Origin of the sequence: Micromonospora sp. DT63, assembly GCF_049841615.1 — a bacterium.
Taxonomy (GTDB): domain Bacteria; phylum Actinomycetota; class Actinomycetes; order Mycobacteriales; family Micromonosporaceae; genus Micromonospora.
The window spans coordinates 519,336-538,329 of sequence record NZ_JBNCKQ010000002.1 but is presented as its reverse complement, the minus strand read 5'-3'; the positions used below and the strand labels follow the sequence as shown (position 1 = coordinate 538,329).

The window sequence follows — 18,994 nt, the reverse complement described above, 5'->3', positions numbered from 1 at the left end:
GTGGACAGCCGGCTGCTGTCGTACTCCGGTGTGTCCACAGGCGTTGCCCACGGCGGGCCCGACGGCTAATCTGCCGCCCCGGCCGCCGGTAGGGTGGTCTGGTGATCGTCGCTGTCGGCATCGACGTCGTCCTGGTCGACCGGTTCACCCGGTCCCTGGCGCGGACGCCGCTGCTTGCCGACCGGCTCTTCACCGCGGCCGAGCGGGCCACCCGCTCCGGCACCCCACGCTCGCCCGAGTCGCTCGCCGCCCGGTTCGCCGCGAAGGAGGCCGTCGCCAAGGCGCTCGGCGCCCCGGCCGGGCTGAGCTGGCACGACTGCGAGATCGTGCCCGATGACACCGGTCGACCCTGGCTGACCGTCTCGGGCACCGTCGCGACGGCGGCCGTCGAGCGGGGCATCAACCACTGGCACCTCTCGCTGTCGCACGACGGCGGGATCGCGTCGGCGATGGTGGTCGCGGAACGGTGACGTCGGCCGGGTGGCCGTGACGGCCCACTCGCGAGCGGAATGGGGCACGGTGACATGAGAGCGGTGTGGCGGGCGGCTGACGTACGGGCGGCCGAGGCGGGGCTGAAGGGCACCCTGCCGGAGGGCACGCTGATGCAGCGGGCCGCCGCCGGGTTGGCCCGCCGGGCCGCCCTGCTGCTCGCCGAGCGGGGCGGGGTGTACGGCGGCCGGGTGCTGCTGCTCGTCGGCTCGGGCGACAACGGCGGTGACGCCCTCTACGCCGGGGAACGGCTGGCCCGCCGGGGCGTCGAGGTGTCCGCCCTGCTGATCTCCCCGGGACGGGCACACGCCGCGGGCCTGGCCGCGCTGCGCGCCGCCGGCGGCCGGCTCGTCGACCGCCCGACCGGCCCGGTCGACCTGGTCCTCGACGGCATCGTCGGTATCGGCGGCACGGGCGGACTGCGGGCGAACGCCGACGGGATGGTTCAGCGCCTCGACGACCTGCGCGGGCGCGACGGCGCTCGGGCCACCGTGCTGGCCGTGGACGTGCCGAGCGGGGTGGCGGTGGACACCGGGCACGTGCCGCTGGCCGCGTCCGGCCGGCCCACCGCGGTCCGCGCCGACGTGACGGTGGCCTTCGGCGCGTTGAAGCCCGCCCTGGTCGTCGGACCGGCAGCCGCCCTGGCCGGGCAGGTGGAGCTGGTCGACATCGGGCTGCGGCCCTGGCTGCGGGGCACCCCCGCGCTCCAGGTCACCGAGTGGTCCGACATCGTGCAGTGGTGGCCGGAGCTGGGCGCGGCGTCGGAGAAGTACACCCGGGGCGTGGTCGGGGTGGCGACCGGCTCGGCGACGTACCCGGGCGCGGCGGTGCTCTCCGTCGGTGGGGCGCTCGCCGGGCCGACGGGGCTGGTCCGCTACGCCGGTGGCGCACGGGCCGAGGTGCTGCACCAGCACCCCTCGGTGATCGCCACGCCGCGGGTCGCCGACGCCGGCCGGGTGCAGGCCTGGGTGTGCGGCTCGGGGCTGGGCACCGGCGACGACGCGGCTGCCGAACTGCGGGCCGTCCTGGCCGCCCCGGTGCCGGTGGTGCTCGACGCGGACGCGCTGACCCTGCTGGTGGACGGCTCGCTCGCCGACCGGCTGCGCGGCCGGGACGCGCCGATCGTGGTCACCCCGCACGACCGGGAGTTCACCCGGCTGTGCGGGGAGGAGCCCGGCGCCGATCGGGTCGGGGCCGCGCTGCGGCTGGCCGCCTGGATGAACGCGGTGGTGCTGCTCAAGGGGGACCGCACGGTGATCGGCACGCCGGACGGCCGGGCGTACGTCAACCCGACCGGGACCCCGGCGCTGGCCACCGGCGGCACCGGCGACGTGCTGGCCGGACTGCTCGGCTCGCTCCTGGCGGCCGGGGTGCCGGCGGACCGGGCGGCGGCCTCGGCCGCGTACCTGCACGGGCTCGCCGGTCGGGAGGCGGCCCGCGGCGGTCCGGTGACCGCGCCCGACGTGGCGACCGCGCTGCGCCCGGTCATCGCCCGGCTGGGCTGATCGTTGCTGTTCGGTGCCGGTTGGCCGGCTCGGCGGGCCGGGCCGTGCGTCGCCGCCCAACCGGATCGGGGCGGAAAGTAGGCTGGGCGTATGTGGCAGGCCGAGGTACGCGTCGATCTTGACGCGATCCGCGAGAACGTGAGCCGGCTCCGCTCCGGCACCACCGCCGAGCTGATGGCGGTGGTCAAGGGTGACGGGTACGGCCACGGCATGCTCCCGTCCGCCCGCGCGGCACTGGACGCGGGGGCCGACTGGCTCGGCGTGTGCACCCTCGACGAGGCGCTCACGCTGCGCCGGGCCGGGATCACCGCGCCGGTGCTGGCGTGGTTGCTCGCGCCGGGGTTGCCGTTGCACGAGGGGGTCGGCGCCGGGGTGGACCTCGCCGCCGCCAGCCTGCCGCAACTGGACGAGATGATCGAGGCGAGCCGGCGTGCCGGACGCCCGGCCCGACTGCACCTGAAGATCGACACGGGGTTGTCCCGGGGTGGCGCGACCGTCGACGAGTGGCCGGAGCTGCTCGACGCCGCCGCGAAGGCGCAGGCCGACGGCCTGGTCGAGGTGGTCGGTGTGTGGAGCCACTTCGTGTACGCGGACATGCCCGGCCACCCGACCACCGACCGGCAGCTCGCCGCCTTCCACGAGGGGCTGGCCATGGTCGAGCGGGCCGGGCTGCGCCCCCGCTGGCGGCACCTGGCCAACTCGGCGGCCACCCTGACCCGCCCGGACACCCACTTCGACCTGGTCCGCCCCGGGCTGGCCGTCTACGGCCTGTCCCCGGTGGCCGGCGACACCTACGGGCTGCGGCCGGCGATGACCGCGCGGGCCCGGGTGATGCTCACCAAACGGGTGCCCGCCGGCACCGGCGTCTCCTACGGGCACACCTACACGACCGAGGCCGACGCCAACCTGGCCGTGGTGCCCCTCGGGTACGCCGACGGTGTGCCCCGGCACGCGTCCAACACCGGGCCGGTGCAGCTCGCCGGTGCACGGCGGACGATCTCCGGGCGCGTCTGCATGGACCAGTTCGTGATCGACTGTGGCGACGACCCGGTGGCCGACGGCGACGTGGCGACCCTGTTCGGCAGCGGTGCCGACGGCGAGCCGACGGCCGACGACTGGGCCGAGGCGGTCGGCACGATCAACTACGAGATCGTCACCCGGTTCGGCAGCACGCGGGTGCCGCGCGTCTACGACGGCGAGCGCCCCTCGTGACGTACCGCATCCCGCGTCCGCGGACCGCCGTCGGCCGGGTCGCCGGCCTGGTCGGCGCCGCGGTCGGAGTGGCGGCGGCCGGCCTGGCCGCCGGCGTCGCGACCGAACGCACCCTGGTCCGCCGGCTCAAGGCCGACCCGGCCGACCCCTACGCGCACGAGAGGTTCGGCGAGCAGCGGTACGACGAGGCGTTCCGGCTGGAGCTGCCGGACGGCACCGACATCCACGTCGAGGTGGTCGAGCCGACCCGCCCGGTGCAGGGGCACCCGACGGTGGTGCTGGTGCACGGCTTCTGCCTGGACATGGGCACCTTCCACTTCCAGCGCCGGATGCTCGCCGCGCGCGGCGACTACCGTGTCGTCGCGTACGACCAGCCCGGTCACGGCCGGTCCGGCCGGTTGGAGACCGGGGAGTACGACCTGGCGGTGCTCGGCCGGACGCTGCGCCAAGTCATCGACCGGACCGCCCCCGAGGGGCCGCTGGTGCTGGTCGGCCACTCGATGGGCGGCATGACCATCATGGCGTTCGCCGAGCTGTTTCCCGAGCTGTTCGGTGACCGGGTGGTGGGCACGGTGCTGATGGCCACCTCGGGCGGGTTGATCGCGGAGACCAAGCTGGTCGCGCCGGCGCTGCTCGGCCGGGTCGGTGGCCCGATGCTCTTCATGGTCAGCAACGCCACCCGGTACGGCGGCCCGGTGATCGACAAGGCCCGCAAGTCCACGTCCAACGTGGCCTGGTTGCTGACCCGCAAATACGGCTTCGGCACCCGCAAGCCCAGCCCGGCGCTGGTGTCGTACGTGGAGACGATGAACTCCCGGACCTCCGCCGACACGGTGACCCGCTACCTGCGGACGCTGGCCACGCACTCGCGTTTCCCGGCGCTGGCCGCCTTGGCGAACGCGCCGGTGCTGGTGGTCGTCGGCGACAAGGACATGATCACTCCGGTGACACACTCGGAGGAGATCGTCCGGCGGTTGCCGCACGCCGAGTTCATCAAGATCAAAGACAGTGGTCACGTGGTGATGCTGGAGCACGCCGACGAGGTCAACGCCGCGCTGGCGCGGTTCCTCGAGTCACTGGAGAGCATGGAGGACCGGTGAGTTTCGTCGTCAAACTGCCGACCGTCGAGGACACTCGGGAGTTCGGCCGCCGGCTGGCCGGGCTGCTGCGGGCCGGTGACCTGGTGCTGTTGACCGGTCCGCTGGGGGCCGGCAAGACCGCGCTCACCCAGGGCGTCGGCGCGGGTCTCGGTGTTTCCGGTGACGTCACCTCGCCGACGTTCGTGATCGCCCGTGTGCATCGGCCCGACCCGGCGCGGGGTGGTCGGGTGGCCCTGGTGCACGCCGACGCGTACCGGCTGGGCGCCGCCAGCGACCCGCGTGCCGAGATCGACGACCTGGACCTGGACGCCTCGGTGGACGAGTCGGTGACCGTGGTGGAGTGGGGCGAGGGTCTGGTGGAGCAGTTGGTCGACGCGCATCTGCGGGTCCGTATCGACCGCCGCGACGACGACACCCGGATCGTCGAGCTGGACCCGGTCGGTGGCGACTGGGCCCGACGGATCGCCGAGCTGGGTTGAGGCCTGTCGGCGCGGGAGCTGTCGGACCCGGTGCCTAGAGTGCGGGGGACCGACCCGCGCTGGAAGAGGTTCCTGATGCCCGACGACGCCCCCGCCCTGGATCTGCTGGCCCTGCTGCCGGAGCAGTGGCGTGCCGTGCTCACCCCGCACCTCGATCCGGCTCGCACCGCCGCGCTTGCCGAGTTCGTCGCCCGGGAGTACGCGACGCAGACCGTCTTCCCGCCGTTGGAGGATCTCTTCTCGGCGTACCGGCTCTGCCCGCCGCAGAGCACCCGGGTGCTGATCCTCGGGCAGGATCCCTACCACCGCGCCGGACAGGCCCACGGGTTGAGCTTCAGCGTCCGCGAGGGGGTGGCGGTGCCGCCGTCGCTGCGCAACGTCTTCAAGGAGCTGGGCGAGGACGTGGGCGTGGCCAAGCCGCGCAGCGGCAACCTCGACGGCTGGGCCGCGCAGGGCGTCCTGCTGCTCAACGCGGTGCTGACGGTGCGCCAGGCCACGCCGGGTTCGCACGCCAACTCGGGCTGGGAGGAGTTCACCGACGCCACGATCCGGGCTCTGGACGCCGCGCCGGAGCGGGTGGTCTTCCTGCTCTGGGGCGGCTACGCGCGCAAGAAGGCGGCCCTGGTCACCAACCCGCAACACGTGGTCTTGGAGGCCGGTCACCCGAGCCCGATGAACCCGCGCGGCTTTCTCGGCAGTCGCCCGTTCAGCGCGGCCAACAAGGCGCTCGCCGACGCCGGCCGCCCCACCATCGACTGGGAACGCACCGCCGGCTGACCCCGGTGCCGCGGCCCGCGTCGTCGTGGGTTCAGCTCTCGACGGCGCGGTGCCGGGCGCGGTAGCGACGCAGAAGGTCGGCGGCCCGCGAATCGGTCAGCTCCAGCTCGACCAGCGGCACCACCCGATAGTCCCGCCCACCGTGACGCACCTGGATCGTCTCGGGCAGCTCGTCGCACATGGTGGCCCTGATCTCGCCGTACAGGGTTGACCACCGGTGCTCGCCCGGCTCCTCGGGCTCCAACCACACACCGCCGAACTCTTCCCAACGAGCGTTCCAGCGTTGGCCGTAGTTCGCCTCCAGCCAGGCGGTGAACCGCTTCGAATCCTCCCAACGCAGCGCGATCTCCACCGCGTCCACCGGCACTGGCGCACCCTGCAACAGCGCCGCCGTGCCGCCGATGAGCACCTGCGGGAAGTCTTTGAGCGCGTCCATCATCTGATCCAGCCCCAGATCGTCGACGCGCTGGGCGATCGGGCGGGCGGCCAGTTCGTCGATGCGGGCGTCGAGGTGCGCGTCCAAGGGCTCGACCCCGACCACCAACTGCACGTCCATCGCGGCGCACAACCGCTCCAGCACCGGGATGCTCGGCGCGCGTTCGCCGCGTTCGATGCGGGCCACGGCTGCCTGGCTGACCTCTGCGAGCCCGGCGAGCTGACGCTGGCTCAACTCGCGTCGCTGACGTTGTTGCCGCACTACGGCGCCGAGAAGGGTGACGAGGCGAGTCGATGGCATCCCAGCATGCTGGCCCAGATCGAGGCATTCCCGATAGCGCTGCGGCGGATTGACGACTGGCCGCCGTCCCCAGCGACATCAGCGTGGTCCGGGTCCGGTGGCTGGTGGCGGCTGTCCTGTTGAGCGTGATGCCGGTGAGTCATCAAGATGACTCACCGGCATCACGCTCAACAGGGTTGTCGCCCTCGCCCGTGCTGACGCCCCACCGGCGACCGCCAGCGGGCATCGGGGGCGGGGGCGTGGCCGGGCGGCGGTGGCGGGGCCGCTAGGCTGGCTAACCGTGCTCGTACTCGTGGTGGACAGCTCGACCCCCGCGGTGACCGCAGCGTTGGTGGAGATCTCGGCGGACGGCGTGACGTCCCGGGCGCACCGGTGCACGGTCGACGCCCGCGCGCACGGTGAACTGCTCGCGCCCCAGGTTGACGCGGTCCTCGCCGACGCCGGAGCGCGCCCGCGTGACCTGGGCGCCATCATCGCCGGGCTCGGCCCGGGGCCGTTCACCGGGCTGCGGGTCGGCCTGGTCACCGCCGCCACGATGGGGCAGGTGCTCGGCGTCCCGACGTACGGTGTCTGTTCCCTGGACGGCATCGGCTACCCGGCGGTGGCCGGCGAGCCGGTGCTGGCCGCGAGCGACGCCCGCCGCAAGGAGCTGTACTGGGCCGTCTACGACGGCGCCGGTCAGCGAATCGTCGGGCCCGAGGTGTCCACCCCGGCGGTGGCCGCCGCGCGCGCCCGGGAACTGGGGGCGACGGTCGCTGTCGGCGACGGGGCGCACCGCTACGCCGAAGCCCTGGACCTGCCGGTCCGGGTCGAGCCGCGCTACCCGGAGGCCACCGTGCTGGCGCAACTCGCCGCCGAGCGGATCCGGGCGGGCGCACCCAGCGAGCGGCTCACCCCGCTCTACCTGCGCAGGCCGGACGCCGTGGCGGCGATCGGTCGCAAACCGGTCCTGCCGTGAGCACGACGGTACGGCTGGACCCGTTCCGCTGGTGGCACATCGATGAGGCGATGCCCATCGAGAAGGACCTCTTCGGCGCGGATCACTGGTCGCCGGCGATGTTCTGGAACGAGCTGGCCAACGGGCACCACTACCGGGTCGCCACCGACGCCGACGGCGCCCTGCTCGGCTACGCCGGGCTCGCCGGAGCCCCACCGGACGAGGTGTGGGTGCAGGTCATCGCGGTCCGCCGGGACGTCCAGCGCCGCGGCGTCGGGCGTGTCCTGTTGGAGGAACTGCTCGCCGAGGCGGCCCGGCGTCACGCCCGCAGCACCCTGCTGGAGGTCGCCGTGGACAACGTCGCCGCCCAGCGGCTCTACGCGATGTACGGGTTCGAACCGATCGGGGTGCGTCGCGGCTACTACCAATCGAGCAACACCGACGCGCTGGTCATGCGGCGCGACGCCGAGCCGACCGGGGACGGACCACACGACCATGGCTGACGAACCGCTGATCCTGGGCATCGAGACCTCGTGCGACGAGACCGGCGTCGGCATCGTACGCGGGCACACCCTGCTGGCCGACGCGCTCGCGTCCAGCGTCGAGGAGCACGCCCGCTTCGGGGGCGTGGTGCCCGAGGTGGCCAGCCGGGCCCACCTGGAAGCCATCGTGCCGACCATGCAGCGCGCGCTGACCGAGGCCGGTGTCACCCTGGCCGACATCGACGCCATCGCGGTCACCTCCGGGCCCGGTCTGGCCGGCGCGCTGCTCGTCGGCGTCGCCGCCGCCAAGGGGTACGCGCTGGCGGCCGAGAAGCCGGTGTACGGCGTCAACCACCTCGCCGCGCACGTCGCGGTGGACACCCTGGAGCACGGCCCGCTCCCGGAACCCGCGATCGCGCTGCTGGTCTCCGGCGGGCACTCGTCGCTGCTGCTGGTCGATGACCTGGCCCGGGGCGTCACCCCGCTCGGCGCCACCATCGACGACGCGGCAGGTGAGGCGTTCGACAAGGTCGCCCGACTGCTGGGTCTGCCGTTCCCGGGCGGCCCGCCCATCGATCGGGAGGCCCGCGCCGGGGACGCCGCCTCGATCGCGTTCCCGCGTGGCCTCACCGCCGCCAAGGATCTCGCCGCCCACCGGTACGACTTCTCGTTCTCCGGACTGAAGACGGCTGTGGCCCGCTGGGTCGAGGCGCGGCAGCGCGCCGGCGAGCCGGTGCCGGTCGCCGACGTGGCCGCGTCCTTCCAGGAGGCGGTCTGTGACGTGCTGACCAACAAGGCGATCGCCGCCTGCCGGGCGCAGGGGATCGAGACGCTGGTGATCGGTGGGGGAGTGGCCGCGAACTCCCGGCTGCGGGCGCTGGCCGAGCAGCGGGCCGAGAAGTACGGCATCCGGGTGCGGGTGCCCCGGCCGAAGCTGTGCACCGACAACGGGGCGATGGTGGCTGCGCTCGGATCGCACCTGGTCGCCGCCGGGGTCGCGCCGAGCCGGCTGGACCTGCCGGCCGACTCGGCGCTGCCGCTGACAACTGTCAGCGTGTGACGGGGGCACCGGAAATGATCGTGCGGATGTGGGAGGCGCGCGCCGAGGCGTACGGCGTCGCCGACCTGATCACCTGGGTGTGCGACACCGCCCTGCCGGAGTTGGAGCACGACCCTCTGCACGTTTCCAGCGAGGTCTTCTCCTCCACCGACCACCGTGTCGTGGTCATCTCCAAGTGGCGCAGCAGCCCGCGTCCGTTGCCCGATCCGCCCGCCCTGCTGGTGGCCCGCGCCCCGCACTCCTGGGACTTCACCCAGGTGGATCGCTGACGGGGCCACCAGAGGCGGTGGTTCAGCTGCGGCGCAGCATCCGGTAGGTGGCGATCCCGCCGGTGCCGAGCGCCGCGAGGAAGACCAGCCAGACGACTGTGCTGCTGACCCCGACCTGCGGGCCGGTGTTCGCCGCGGCGGCGGCCAGCAACCCGTCCTGGCCGGGGGCGGGCAGCGCCGCCGGGGGTAGCTCCGGCCAGCGGACCAGCCCGGTGGACTCCAGCATCTGCATGTGGTGCTGCACGAAGGCGTTGGCGTCCTCGCACAGCTTGCGGACGGTCGCGTCGCGGGTGCTGGCCCGGACCGCGCCGATCACCGGAAAGATCTTGCCGTGGGCGACCCGGAGCCGGGTGACGAAGATCTGGTCGAACCGGGCGCCGGAGGCCTTCTGCATCTCGGCCAGCCAGCCCTTCTGCTCGGCGGTCGGCTCGGTGGGGATGGTCGCGCCGAGCTTGTTGGCGGCGTCCACGACGAGCTGGTCGAGCTTCTGGTGCTCGTTGGCGATGCCCGCACCGATCTCCCGGACCTTCGCCGACTGCCCCTTCTCGGCGGCCATCTGACCGGCCGGCATCTCCCACAGCCCGGCCAACCGCACACCGTTGAGCAGTGTCATGTCGGCGGCGTTGAGCTGCTGTCCGCCGGCGGGGGCGGCGATGGCCACTCCGGGCAGGACACCGACCCCCGCGATGATCGCGATGAGCAACATCGCCGCGCGGTGCATCCGGTTGCCCGGCCGACGACGGGCGGATCTGAGCGGTGCCATGTCTGCGGTGCCTCCTCGGTCCGGACCGAAACGCGTTCGGACCGGGCAGCCGCATCCTGCCGACCGCCCGTCCGCCCACTGGTACGGACTGATCGCCCGATCAGTTCATCGGTACGTCCCGTGGAAATGCGTGCTGTGGACGAGCCGGAGCCCTCCGCGCGACGCCGGTCAGCGGGTGACGGCGAGGAAACCGCCGAGCAGCAGCAGGGTGAGTGCGGCCACGGCGAAGAGCACCAGCAGCTCCCGGCGGCCGTGCCCGATCTGGTCACCGGCGTCGGCCGTCGCGGCGGCGGGGTCGGGCAGGGCCGGCAGGTCCCGGGTCAGCGCGGCCAGGTCGCCGAGGGTGCGGGAGGCCCACACCGCGCCGGCCCGCTCGTCGAACTCGTCAAGCGTGAGCCGGCCCTCGGTGGTGTGCCGGTGCAGCTCGGCGACCACCCGGTGGCGGTCGTCGTCGGAGGCGCGCAGCTCGACATCCACGCGGGACAGGGTACGCGGATCAGCCCACGTCGAGGGGGTCGGCGAGGAGCCGTTCGAAGGCCAGTTCGGCGGCGCCGATCAGGGGCGCGTCCTCGCCCAGTTTGGGTGTGCGCAACCGGACGTGTTCCAGGCAGGCGCCGAGGGCGTTGGAGTTGAGTCGACTGCGGATCTGGGCGGCCGCGGCGAGGTAGAGGTCCCGCATGGTGCCGCCGAAGATGACCATTTCGGGGTTGAAGACGTTCACCAGGTTGGCCACCCCGAAGCCCAGCCAGTCACCGGCCTTGCGGACCGCCGTCTGGGCGCGGGCGTCCCCCCGGTCGGCGGCGTCGAAGACAGCAAGCAACGCGTCGCGGCCGCGGGCGTCGGACCGTCCGGCCGCGCGGAGCAGGCCGTGCTCACCGATCTCGGTCTCCCAGCAACCCCGGGCGCCGCACTCGCAGGGCATGCCGTCACGGACCACCTTCATGTGGCCGACCTCGCCGCCGTACCCGCCGTGTCCGGTGAGTCGCCGCCCACCGGCGATGATGCCGGCGCCGACGCCGACGTCCCCGTACAGGTAGATGACGTTGTCGCAGCCGGCCGCGACTCCCCGGGCGTGCTCGGCGAACGCCGCCACGTCGGCCACGTTGCCGACCGTCACCGGCACGTCGAGGCCCAGTTCGGCGCCGAGCGCGGCGCCGATCGGCTCGTCCACCCAACCCGTGGTGGGGCCGAGCCGGACGAGGCCGTCCTCGCGGCGGACCATCCCGCAGACCGCGACGCCAGTGCCGACGCAGATCGCGTCGGCGGGTACCGCCTGCTGCATCTCCTTGACCGCGCCGGCCAGCATCGGCGCGGCCTCCGCAGCCAGCAGCCCGCGTGGGCGGTCCAGCTCCCGGCGGTCCAGCACCGCGCCGCCCAGGCCGACCCTCGCGGCGCGCAGCCGGTCCACCTCGACGGAGTACGCGTACGCGTACACCCGGGCCGACTCGGGCCGGACGACAATGGACGGTCGTCCGGCCCGGCCGGTCTCCTTCGGCGTTCCCTCGCTGACCAGTCCGACGCTGGCCAGGTCGACGGTGAGCGCGCCGATGGTGCTCCGGTTCAGTCCCAGCGCGGTGGTGAGTTCGGCCCGGGTGGTCGCCCCGTGGACGTGCACGTGCCGCAGCAGGGCCCCGAGGTTCTGCCTCCGGACCTCCTCCTGGCTGGGTGCCGGGCGCATGCTGGTGCTACCTTCCGCGCGGTCAGCGGGTGCCGGTGGCTGCCGCGCGGCGACGGGAGAGCGCGTCGACGCTGGCGGCGAGCAGCAGCACGACGCCGGTGACCACGTACTTGACTCCCGCGCTGTACCCCATCAGGCCCATTCCGTTTTCGATGACCGCGACCACCGCGCCGCCGAGGATGGCGTCGAGGACGCGGCCCTTGCCGCCGAAGAGGCTGGTGCCGCCGATGACTGCCGCGCCGACCGCGTAGAGCAGTACGTTACTGCCCCCCGTGTTCGGGTCGACCGAGTTGGCCCGGCTGGCCGCCACGATGCCTCCGACGGCGGCCATCGACGAGCAGATCATGAAGACCGAGATCCGGATGCGGTCGACGCCGATGCCGGCCCGGCGGGCCGCTTCCCGGTTGCCGCCCACGGCGTAGATGTGCCGGCCGTAGCTGGTGCGCTGCAGTACGAAGGTCCAGATGACCAGCAGCACCGCGATGATCGGCACCACGATCGGCACGCCCTTGAGCGAGCTGATCAGGACGTTGCGGCTGCGCTCCAGGTTGAGGACGTACACGGCGGTGCCGAGGATGATGGCGAGCCCGGCGATCCGGAGCGCCACCACGGCGATCGGGTCGGTGATCAGGCCGCGGGCCACCCGGTTGCGGTGCCGCAGCAGTTGCACCGCCGCGTAGCCGGCGACCGCGAGGATGGCGAACGCCCAGCCCAGGGCGGGGCTGAGGTTGCGGTTCGCGATGGCGACCAGCACGTTGTCGCGGACGGAGATGTTGGTGCCCTCCTTCACCAGCAGCAGCACGATGCCCTGGAAGGCGAGGAAGCCGGCGAGGGTGACCACGAAGGACGGGATACCGACCTTCGCGACGAGCATGCCGAGGGTGGTGCCGATGACCAGGCCGGTGGCGATCGCGGCGAGCACCGCGACCCACCAGGGGTAGCCGAGCACGGTGACCACGTTGGCCAGTACCGCCGCGCAGACGCCGCTGGCGAAGCCGGCGGAGAGGTCGATCTCGCCGAGCAGCAGCACGAAGACCAGACCCATCGCGATGAGCGTGACCGCGGCGCCCTGGGTGAAGAGGTTGGCGAAGTTGCCGGCCGACAGGAACGACGACGGCCGCATGACCGCGAACACGGTGCAGAGCACGATCAGGCCGAGCACGGCCGGCAACGCGCCGACGTCGCCACCGCGTACCCGACTGATGTAGTTGCGGGCGTGTCTCCCGACGGTCGGCGGCGGTGTGACGGCCGCCGGGCCGTCCTTGCGCACGGCGGTGGTGGTCATCGGACGCCTCCTGAGATCGAGTCGGCCGCCTGCGGGCCGTCGCCGTTGCCGCCCGGGTCGGTGGCGAGGCCGAGCCCGCCCGAGCGCCCGGCGGTGATCAGCTCAACCACCTGGGCGTGAGTGATGTCGGTGGTCTTCACCTGGGCGACCATCTGGCCGAGGTACAGCGCGGCGATCCGGTCGGAGACGGCGAAGACGTCGTTCATGTTGTGCGAGATGAGGACCACGGCCAGGCCGTTGTCGGCGAGGCGGCGGACCAGTTCGAGGACCTGCGCGGTCTGTGCCACACCGAGCGCCGCGGTCGGCTCGTCCAGGATGACGAGCTTGCTGTTCCACAGCACCGCCTTGGCGATGGCCACGGTCTGGCGCTGACCGCCGGAGAGGCTGGACACGTGCTGGCGAAGCGAGGTGACGGTACGGATGGAGAGCCCCGCAAGGGTCTCGGCGGCAAGCTGTTCCATGGTCGGCTCGTCCAGGACGATGCCGCTGTGCTTCTCCCGGCCGAGGAACATGTTCTGCACGATGTCCAGATTGTCGCAGAGCGCGAGGTCCTGGTAGACGACCTCGATGCCGAGGGCTGCGGCGTCGCGGGGGCTGCCGATGTGCACCTGTTCGCCGTTGAACAGGACCTCACCGGCGTCGGTGGGGTAGATGCCGCTGATGCACTTCACCAGGGTCGACTTGCCGGCGCCGTTGTCGCCGACCAGAGCGGTCACTTCGCCCGGGTGGACGGTCAGGGCGACGTCGCGGAGCACCTGGACGGGACCGAAACTCTTGTCGATCCCGCGGAGCTCCAGCAGGGGGGTCGCGGACACGGGGGTCTCCTTCTTAAGGGAGGGTCGGGGCCCGTCCGGCGGGCGCCGCCCGGCACGGGAGGGGTGCTCCCGTGCCGGGCGGCGGTGGTCGTCCCGGCGGGTACTGCGGCGTCGGTCAGCTGATGCCGGCGTCGGCGCAGGCCTTGGCGTACGCCGCGGTGCAGACCGTTTCCTTGGTCACGTAGCCGTCGGCGATGACGTCCTTGATGTTGTCCTTGTAGATGGCCTTCGGGGTGAGCAGCACCGAGGGGACGTCACGGCCACCCTCCGGGTCCTTCACCGTCTGACCGGTGTCCTTCTTCTCGCCCTTGGCGAGCGCGATGGCCAGGTCGGAGGCGGCCTTCGCCTCTTCACGGACGGCCTTGTAGACGGTCATGCACTGGTCACCGGCGAGGATGTTCTGCAGGCCCTCGGTGCTGGCGTCCTGGCCGGTCACCGGCACCTTGCCGTTGAGCTTGTTCTTCTTGAGGATCGAGATGGCCGCGTTGCCGAGACCGTCGTTGGCGGCCAGCACGCCGTCGATCTTGCCGTTGGCCTTGGTGAGCTGCTGCTCGAAGATCGTCGTGGCCTGCGCGTTGTCCCAGGCCGGCACGGCGTCCTCGGGGCCCTTGACGTACTCCTTGGAGTCGAACTTCGGCTTGAGCACCGAGTCGTAGCCGGCCTTGAACAGGGTGGCGTTGTTGTCGGTGGGGGAGCCGTTCAGGTACGCCACGACGGGGTTCTTGACGTTCTTCTCAGTCAGGCACTTCGACAGGCCCTCGCCCTGGAGCTTGCCGACGGTCTCGTTGTCGAAGCTGACGTAGTACTGGGCGGAGCCGCCCAGGGTGAGCCGGTCGTAGTCGATGGTGGCGACGCCCTGCGACTTGGCCTTGTCGAGCACTGCCTTACCGGTGCCGGAGTCCAGGTTGACGATCATCAGGGCGGTGACGCCGCTGGTGATCATCTGGTCGGCGATGGTCTGGAAGGCGGTCTTGTCGTTCTGGGCGTTCTGAATGTCGTACTTGACGCCGGCGGCCTTGAACGCCTCTTCCAGGAACCTGCGGTCCGCGGTCTCCCACCGGGCGGAGGACTTGCTGTCCGGGAGGATGACGCCGATCTTGGGGGTCTTGGCGGAGCTGGGCTTGTCGGAGCCGGAGTCGTCGCCGCAGGCGGTCAAACCGCCGGTCGCGAGCAGGCCCACGGCGGCGATGGTGAGGATCCCCTTACGCATGTGCAGGGTCCTTTCGGAGGTGGGGGAGGTGTTGTTTTGTTGTGTCCGGCAACGTATTTCGCGTCACACTGGTCCCACAAGACCGCGCAGGTGCCAAGTTTGTTGGAAGCGATAACAATTCAGCAACGCGACTGTTACTCCCCGGATATCCCACGGGGAGCCGACGTAACGACTGTCGTCAGCGGGTCTGCAACGGCGCGGTGCGGGCCTCGGTCAGCGCCACCAGATCCGCCGCGGCCAGTTCGAGTTGCAGGCCGCGTCGACCAGCCGAGACGTAGATCGTCGGCAGATCCAGCGCGGATTCGTCAAGCACGGTGGGCAGGCGTCGGCGCTGCCCGAGCGGACTGATCCCGCCCCGTACGTAGCCGGTGGCCCGCTCGGCGACCGCCCGGTCGGCCATCGTCGCCCGCTTGCCGCCGACCGCCGCCGCGAGCGCCTTGAGGTCCAGCTCGCCGGTAACCGGGACGACCGCCACGGTCAGCGCGCCGTCGACCTCGGTCACCAGCGACTTGAACACCCGCTCGGGCGCCACGCCGAGCGCCTCGGCGACCAGCGCGCCGTAGTTCGGCGCGTCCGGGGAGACCCGGTACGGATGGGTGCGATACGCGATCCCACGCTTGCCCAGCAGCGCCGTCGCCGGAGTGCCCTGTCCCGCCACACCGACGACGCTAGTGGACCGGGTGGCCGACCAACACGGTCGGTGCCCCGGCCGTCCGGGTGAGCACCAGGCTCGCCGCCTGGTCGCCGGCCAGCCGCAGATCCCGCCGCAACTGCTCCGGCGTGAGCGCGGAGCCCCGCTTGAGGATCTCCACCCGGCCCACCCGCCGCTCGCGCAGCAACGCCCGCAGGCGCTTCAGCGAGAACGGCAGCACGTCGGTGATCTCCAGACACCTGGCGTACGGGGTGCGGGTCGGCCGGTCGGCGTAGAGGTAGGCGATGCTCGGGTCGGCCAGCGTGGCGTCCAGCTGGTCGGCCAGTTCGGCGACGAGATGCGCGCGGACCACCGCCGGGTCCGGGTCGTACAGGTAGCGGCGCGGTGGCCCGACCGACGCCTCGGTGGCGCCCGAGCCGGTGAGCTGGAAACGGTGCGTCTCGGCGCCCACCTGTCGGTAGAGGGTCGCGCGGCGGGGCACCTGGGCCAGGTCGCCGCACCAGAGCGCGGCCTCGACCAGGTCGCCGTCCACGCCTACCCACTCCGCCTCCGCGCCCGCCGGGATGAGCGCGTGGTCCAGGCCCGGCGCCACCTTCACCACCGTGCGCGGCACTCGCTCGGCCAGCCCGGTGACGAAGTCCCACGGCGGCGAGTAGGCGCGCGGGTCGAAGATCCGCCGACCGGTGCCGCTCGTGCGTCGGGCCGGGTCACAGAAGACGCCGTCGACCCGCGAGACGTCGAACGCCGTGGCGTCGCCGCACTCGACAGTGAACAGCTCGGCCAGCCCCGCGGCGGCGGCGTTGGCGGCGGCCATCGCGGCGGTCACCGGGTCGGCCTCCACCCCGTACACCCGGATGCCGGAGCGGGCGGCGGCGAGCGCGTCGGCGCCGAGGCCGCAGCCGAGGTCGGCCAGCGTGCGTACGCCCGCCGCGCGCAGGCGCTCGGCGCGACGCTCGGCGACGACCCGGCGGGTGGCCTGCTCCAGCCCGGCCCGGGTGAGGAACATCCCGGCGGCGGCTGGGCCGAACTTGCCGACCGCCCGGTGACGCAGCTCGGCCTGGGTGAGCGCCGCCGCGGCCAGCGCGGGCGGCACCCCGGCGGCGCGCAACGCCGACGCCGCCGCCAGTGGATCACCGCCGGCCAGCCCGGCCGCCGCCGTGAGGGCGGCCGACCCCTCAGGGGTACGCAGCGCCGCCAGCTGTTCGAGATCCACCCGGCCATTGTCCCGGCCGAGGCGGAAATACCGGCTGGCGGGGCGCGACTCGCTGGCACTCTCCTTGACGGAGTGCTAGCCACGGAATAACCTGCGATTAGCACTCTCACCCTGAGGGTGCCAGCTTCCGGGTCTCGCGACCCGGGTGCGCACGCCAGGCGGACCGGCACCCGCGACGACGGCCCCGCCCGGTGGCATGAGGCAGATTGACGCTGGTCAGCCCCGCTGGCCGGCAACGAAACCAGTACCCCAGGAGGGTATGCCCGTGACTACCGCGACCAAGGTTGCGATCAAGCCGCTCGAGGACCGCATCGTGGTCCAGGCGAACGAGGCTGAGACCACCACGGCGTCGGGCATCGTGATCCCCGACACCGCCAAGGAGAAGCCGCAGGAGGGCACCGTCCTCGCTGTCGGCCCGGGGCGCGTCGACGACAACGGCAACCGGGTTCCGGTTGACGTGCAGGTCGGCGACACCGTCCTCTACTCGAAGTACGGCGGCACCGAGGTCAAGTACGCCGGCGAGGAGTACCTGGTGCTCTCCGCCCGCGACGTCCTCGCGGTCATCGAGAAGTAAGCAACCGATCAGTGTCGCTGCCCCGGTCCGGCTCGCCGGGCCGGGGCAGCGTCGCTTCGAAGGGACATTCATGGCGAAGATCCTGAGCTTCTCGGACGACGCCCGGCACCTGCTGGAGCACGGTGTCAACGCCCTCGCAGACGCGGTCAAGGTCACCCTCGGCCCGCGCGGGCGCAACGTCGTCCTGGACAAGAAATTCGGTGCGCCGACGATCACCAACGATGGTGTGACCATCGCCAAGGAGATCGAGCTCACCAACCCCTACGAGAACCTCGGCGCGCAGCTGGTCAAGGAGGTGGCGACCAAGACCAACGACGTCGCCGGCGACGGGACCACCACCGCGACCGTGCTGGCGCAGGCGATGGTCCGCGAGGGCCTGCGCAACGTGACCGCCGGGACCAACCCGGCCGGCCTCAAGCGGGGCATCGACGCGGCGGCCGCCAAGGTCTCCGAGGCGCTGCTCGGCCGGGCCGTCGAGGTCGCCGGCAAGGAGTCGATCGCGAACGTGGCGACGATCTCCGCGCAGGACGCCACCATCGGCGAGCTGATCGCCGAGGCGATGGAGCGGGTCGGCCGCGACGGTGTCATCACCGTCGAGGAGGGCTCGATGCTCACCACCGAGCTGGAAGTGACCGAGGGTCTCCAGTTCGACAAGGGCTTCATCTCGCCGAACTTCGTCACCGACCTGGAGGGTCAGGAGTCCGTCCTGGAGGACGCGTACATCCTGGTCACCACCCAGAAGATCTCGGCGATCGAGGAGCTGCTGCCGCTGCTGGAGAAGGTCCTGCAGAACAGCAAGCCCCTGCTGATCATCGCCGAGGACGTGGACGGTCAGGCGCTCTCCACCCTGGTGGTCAACTCGCTGCGCAAGACCCTCAAGGTCTGCGCGGTCAAGGCCCCGGGCTTCGGCGACCGGCGCAAGGCCATGCTCCAGGACATCGCGATCTCCACCGGCGCGGAGCTGGTCGCCCCGGAGCTGGGCTACAAGCTCGACCAGGTCGGCCTGGAGGTGCTCGGCAGCGCCCGGCGCGTCGTGGTCGACAAGGAGAACACCACGATCGTCGACGGCGGCGGCCAGAAGGCCGATGTCGACGACCGGGTCTCGCAGATCCGCAAGGAGATCGAGGCCTCCGACTCCGACTGGGACCGGGAGAAGCTGGCCGAGCGGCTGGCGAAGCTCTCCGGCGGCATCGCCGTGATCAAGGTGGGTGCGGCGACCGAGGTCGAGATGAAGGAGCGCAAGCACCGCATCGAGGACGCCATCGCGGCGACCAAGGCCGCGGTCGAGGAGGGCACCGTGCCCGGCGGTGGCGCCGCCCTGGTGCAGATCCTTCCGGTGCTCGACGACGACCTGGGCTTCACCGGTGACGAGAAGGTCGGCGTCTCGATCGTGCGCAAGTCGCTGGTCGAGCCGCTGCGCTGGATCGCGCAGAACGCCGGTCACGACGGTTACGTCGTGACGCAGAAGGTCGCCGGCATGGAGTGGGGCAACGGTCTCGACGCCGCCAAGGGCGAGTACGTCGACCTGGCCAAGTCCGGCATCATCGACCCGGTGAAGGTGACCCGCAACGCGGTCACCAACGCCGCCTCGATCGCCGGTCTGCTGCTCACCACCGAGAGCCTCGTGGTGGAGAAGCCGGAGCAGGCCGAGCCGGCCGCCGCCGGTGGGCACGGCCACGGCCACGGCCACCAGCACGGCCCGGGCTTCTGATCCGGTAGCGACACCCGTTGCGGGGCACACCGTCGTACGGCGGTGTG

At 72.2% G+C, this 18,994-nt stretch carries 21 protein-coding genes; 12 read left to right on the top strand and 9 right to left on the bottom strand.

Features of this window, described 5'->3' with window-relative positions; genetic code table 11:
- Nucleotides 1-101: 101 nt before the first annotated feature.
- The 6 genes from ACLQ27_RS09265 (at nt 102) to ung (ending at nt 5,562) form a co-directional block, all read left to right on the top strand.
- Nucleotides 102-470, top strand: coding sequence for a holo-ACP synthase (locus ACLQ27_RS09265; protein ID WP_234591615.1), 369 nt, complete (start codon nt 102-104; stop codon nt 468-470).
- A gap of 54 nt (nt 471-524) precedes the next feature.
- Nucleotides 525-1,994: an NAD(P)H-hydrate dehydratase gene (locus ACLQ27_RS09260; RefSeq protein ID WP_425866348.1), complete on the top strand. Its 1,470-nt coding sequence runs from the start codon at nt 525-527 to the stop codon at nt 1,992-1,994.
- 90 nt (nt 1,995-2,084) lie between these two features.
- The gene (alr, locus tag ACLQ27_RS09255) at nt 2,085-3,206 is read left to right on the top strand and encodes an alanine racemase (protein ID WP_234591121.1); all 1,122 of its coding nucleotides are present in this window, start codon (nt 2,085-2,087) and stop codon (nt 3,204-3,206) included.
- A complete protein-coding gene (locus tag ACLQ27_RS09250) occupies nt 3,203-4,306 on the top strand; it encodes an alpha/beta fold hydrolase (RefSeq protein WP_357494432.1) in 1,104 nt (367 codons plus the stop codon). The genes alr and ACLQ27_RS09250 overlap by 4 nt, the downstream gene beginning before the upstream one ends.
- A complete protein-coding gene (gene tsaE / locus ACLQ27_RS09245) occupies nt 4,303-4,785 on the top strand; it encodes a tRNA (adenosine(37)-N6)-threonylcarbamoyltransferase complex ATPase subunit type 1 TsaE (RefSeq protein ID WP_357574598.1) in 483 nt (160 codons plus the stop codon). Before ACLQ27_RS09250 ends, tsaE begins: the two co-directional genes overlap by 4 nt.
- Nucleotides 4,786-4,860: 75 nt before the next feature.
- A complete protein-coding gene (gene ung / locus ACLQ27_RS09240; protein WP_357494428.1) occupies nt 4,861-5,562 on the top strand; it encodes a uracil-DNA glycosylase in 702 nt (233 codons plus the stop codon).
- A 31-nt stretch (nt 5,563-5,593) separates the two neighbouring features.
- Here ung and ACLQ27_RS09235 read toward each other — a convergent pair whose 3' ends face one another.
- Entirely contained in the window at nt 5,594-6,298 is a 705-nt protein-coding gene (locus tag ACLQ27_RS09235; protein WP_425866345.1) for a helix-turn-helix domain-containing protein, read from the bottom strand.
- Between the two features lie 280 nt (nt 6,299-6,578).
- Here ACLQ27_RS09235 and tsaB point away from each other — a divergent pair, with 280 nt between their 5' ends.
- Genes tsaB through ACLQ27_RS09215 form a run of 4 tightly spaced genes read left to right on the top strand, consistent with a single transcriptional unit; the run spans nt 6,579 to nt 9,046 of the window.
- On the top strand, nt 6,579-7,256 hold the full coding sequence (tsaB, locus tag ACLQ27_RS09230; RefSeq protein ID WP_425866343.1) for a tRNA (adenosine(37)-N6)-threonylcarbamoyltransferase complex dimerization subunit type 1 TsaB: 678 nt from the start codon (nt 6,579-6,581) through the stop codon (nt 7,254-7,256).
- Nucleotides 7,253-7,738 (top strand): ribosomal protein S18-alanine N-acetyltransferase, encoded by a 486-nt coding sequence (gene rimI / locus ACLQ27_RS09225; protein WP_357574599.1) that lies wholly within the window; start codon nt 7,253-7,255, stop codon nt 7,736-7,738. The genes tsaB and rimI overlap by 4 nt, the downstream gene beginning before the upstream one ends.
- Entirely contained in the window at nt 7,731-8,777 is a 1,047-nt protein-coding gene (tsaD, locus tag ACLQ27_RS09220; RefSeq protein ID WP_357494420.1) for a tRNA (adenosine(37)-N6)-threonylcarbamoyltransferase complex transferase subunit TsaD, read from the top strand. Before rimI ends, tsaD begins: the two co-directional genes overlap by 8 nt.
- A 14-nt stretch (nt 8,778-8,791) precedes the next feature.
- The gene (locus tag ACLQ27_RS09215) at nt 8,792-9,046 is read left to right on the top strand and encodes a hypothetical protein (RefSeq protein ID WP_039906914.1); all 255 of its coding nucleotides are present in this window, start codon (nt 8,792-8,794) and stop codon (nt 9,044-9,046) included.
- A gap of 22 nt (nt 9,047-9,068) precedes the next feature.
- Here the strand turns inward: ACLQ27_RS09215 and ACLQ27_RS09210 are convergent, their stop codons facing one another.
- From ACLQ27_RS09210 to ACLQ27_RS09175, 8 genes are all read right to left on the bottom strand, one after another.
- A complete protein-coding gene (locus tag ACLQ27_RS09210) occupies nt 9,069-9,809 on the bottom strand; it encodes a DUF4142 domain-containing protein (protein WP_234591094.1) in 741 nt (246 codons plus the stop codon).
- 168 nt (nt 9,810-9,977) lie between these two features.
- Nucleotides 9,978-10,286: a DUF1707 SHOCT-like domain-containing protein gene (locus ACLQ27_RS09205; RefSeq protein WP_234591092.1), complete on the bottom strand. Its 309-nt coding sequence runs from the start codon at nt 10,284-10,286 to the stop codon at nt 9,978-9,980.
- A 19-nt stretch (nt 10,287-10,305) separates the two neighbouring features.
- The gene (locus ACLQ27_RS09200) at nt 10,306-11,487 is read right to left on the bottom strand and encodes an ROK family protein (protein WP_234591089.1); all 1,182 of its coding nucleotides are present in this window, start codon (nt 11,485-11,487) and stop codon (nt 10,306-10,308) included.
- A 22-nt stretch (nt 11,488-11,509) separates the two neighbouring features.
- Complete coding sequence (locus ACLQ27_RS09195) at nt 11,510-12,772, bottom strand: sugar ABC transporter permease (RefSeq protein WP_425866340.1); 1,263 nt, start codon at nt 12,770-12,772, stop codon at nt 11,510-11,512.
- Nucleotides 12,769-13,587, bottom strand: coding sequence for an ATP-binding cassette domain-containing protein (locus ACLQ27_RS09190; RefSeq protein WP_234591084.1), 819 nt, complete (start codon nt 13,585-13,587; stop codon nt 12,769-12,771). The genes ACLQ27_RS09195 and ACLQ27_RS09190 overlap by 4 nt, the downstream gene beginning before the upstream one ends.
- 115 nt (nt 13,588-13,702) lie before the next feature.
- Entirely contained in the window at nt 13,703-14,797 is a 1,095-nt protein-coding gene (locus ACLQ27_RS09185; RefSeq protein ID WP_234591082.1) for a sugar ABC transporter substrate-binding protein, read from the bottom strand.
- A gap of 178 nt (nt 14,798-14,975) precedes the next feature.
- Nucleotides 14,976-15,455 (bottom strand): Cys-tRNA(Pro) deacylase, encoded by a 480-nt coding sequence (gene ybaK / locus ACLQ27_RS09180; protein ID WP_357494415.1) that lies wholly within the window; start codon nt 15,453-15,455, stop codon nt 14,976-14,978.
- Nucleotides 15,456-15,465: 10 nt separating this feature from the next.
- Nucleotides 15,466-16,662, bottom strand: coding sequence for a THUMP-like domain-containing protein (locus ACLQ27_RS09175; RefSeq protein WP_357574601.1), 1,197 nt, complete (start codon nt 16,660-16,662; stop codon nt 15,466-15,468).
- A gap of 259 nt (nt 16,663-16,921) precedes the next feature.
- On the opposite strand from ACLQ27_RS09175, the gene groES reads away from it, so the two are divergent.
- Entirely contained in the window at nt 16,922-17,236 is a 315-nt protein-coding gene (gene groES / locus ACLQ27_RS09170) for a co-chaperone GroES (RefSeq protein WP_030330046.1), read from the top strand.
- 70 nt (nt 17,237-17,306) lie between these two features.
- Nucleotides 17,307-18,947, top strand: a complete 1,641-nt coding sequence (gene groL / locus ACLQ27_RS09165; protein WP_357494411.1) for a chaperonin GroEL — start codon at nt 17,307-17,309, stop codon at nt 18,945-18,947.
- The last annotated feature ends 47 nt before the right edge of the window (nt 18,948-18,994 follow it).

Bases quoted from the DNA above. Each gene is read 5' to 3' on its own strand.
- ACLQ27_RS09260 (WP_425866348.1), top strand. From the start codon at position 525: ATGAGAGCGGTGTGGCGGGCGGCTGACGTACGGGCGGCCGAGGCGGGG.
- alr (WP_234591121.1), top strand. From the start codon at position 2,085: ATGTGGCAGGCCGAGGTACGCGTCGATCTTGACGCGATCCGCGAGAAC.
- ung (WP_357494428.1), top strand. From the start codon at position 4,861: ATGCCCGACGACGCCCCCGCCCTGGATCTGCTGGCCCTGCTGCCGGAG.
- ACLQ27_RS09235 (WP_425866345.1), bottom strand. From the start codon at position 6,298: ATGCCATCGACTCGCCTCGTCACCCTTCTCGGCGCCGTAGTGCGGCAA.
- tsaD (WP_357494420.1), top strand. From the start codon at position 7,731: ATGGCTGACGAACCGCTGATCCTGGGCATCGAGACCTCGTGCGACGAG.
- ACLQ27_RS09215 (WP_039906914.1), top strand. From the start codon at position 8,792: ATGATCGTGCGGATGTGGGAGGCGCGCGCCGAGGCGTACGGCGTCGCC.
- ACLQ27_RS09210 (WP_234591094.1), bottom strand. From the start codon at position 9,809: ATGGCACCGCTCAGATCCGCCCGTCGTCGGCCGGGCAACCGGATGCAC.
- ACLQ27_RS09200 (WP_234591089.1), bottom strand. From the start codon at position 11,487: ATGCGCCCGGCACCCAGCCAGGAGGAGGTCCGGAGGCAGAACCTCGGG.
- ACLQ27_RS09195 (WP_425866340.1), bottom strand. From the start codon at position 12,772: ATGACCACCACCGCCGTGCGCAAGGACGGCCCGGCGGCCGTCACACCG.
- ACLQ27_RS09185 (WP_234591082.1), bottom strand. From the start codon at position 14,797: ATGCGTAAGGGGATCCTCACCATCGCCGCCGTGGGCCTGCTCGCGACC.
- groES (WP_030330046.1), top strand. From the start codon at position 16,922: ATGCCCGTGACTACCGCGACCAAGGTTGCGATCAAGCCGCTCGAGGAC.
- groL (WP_357494411.1), top strand. From the start codon at position 17,307: ATGGCGAAGATCCTGAGCTTCTCGGACGACGCCCGGCACCTGCTGGAG.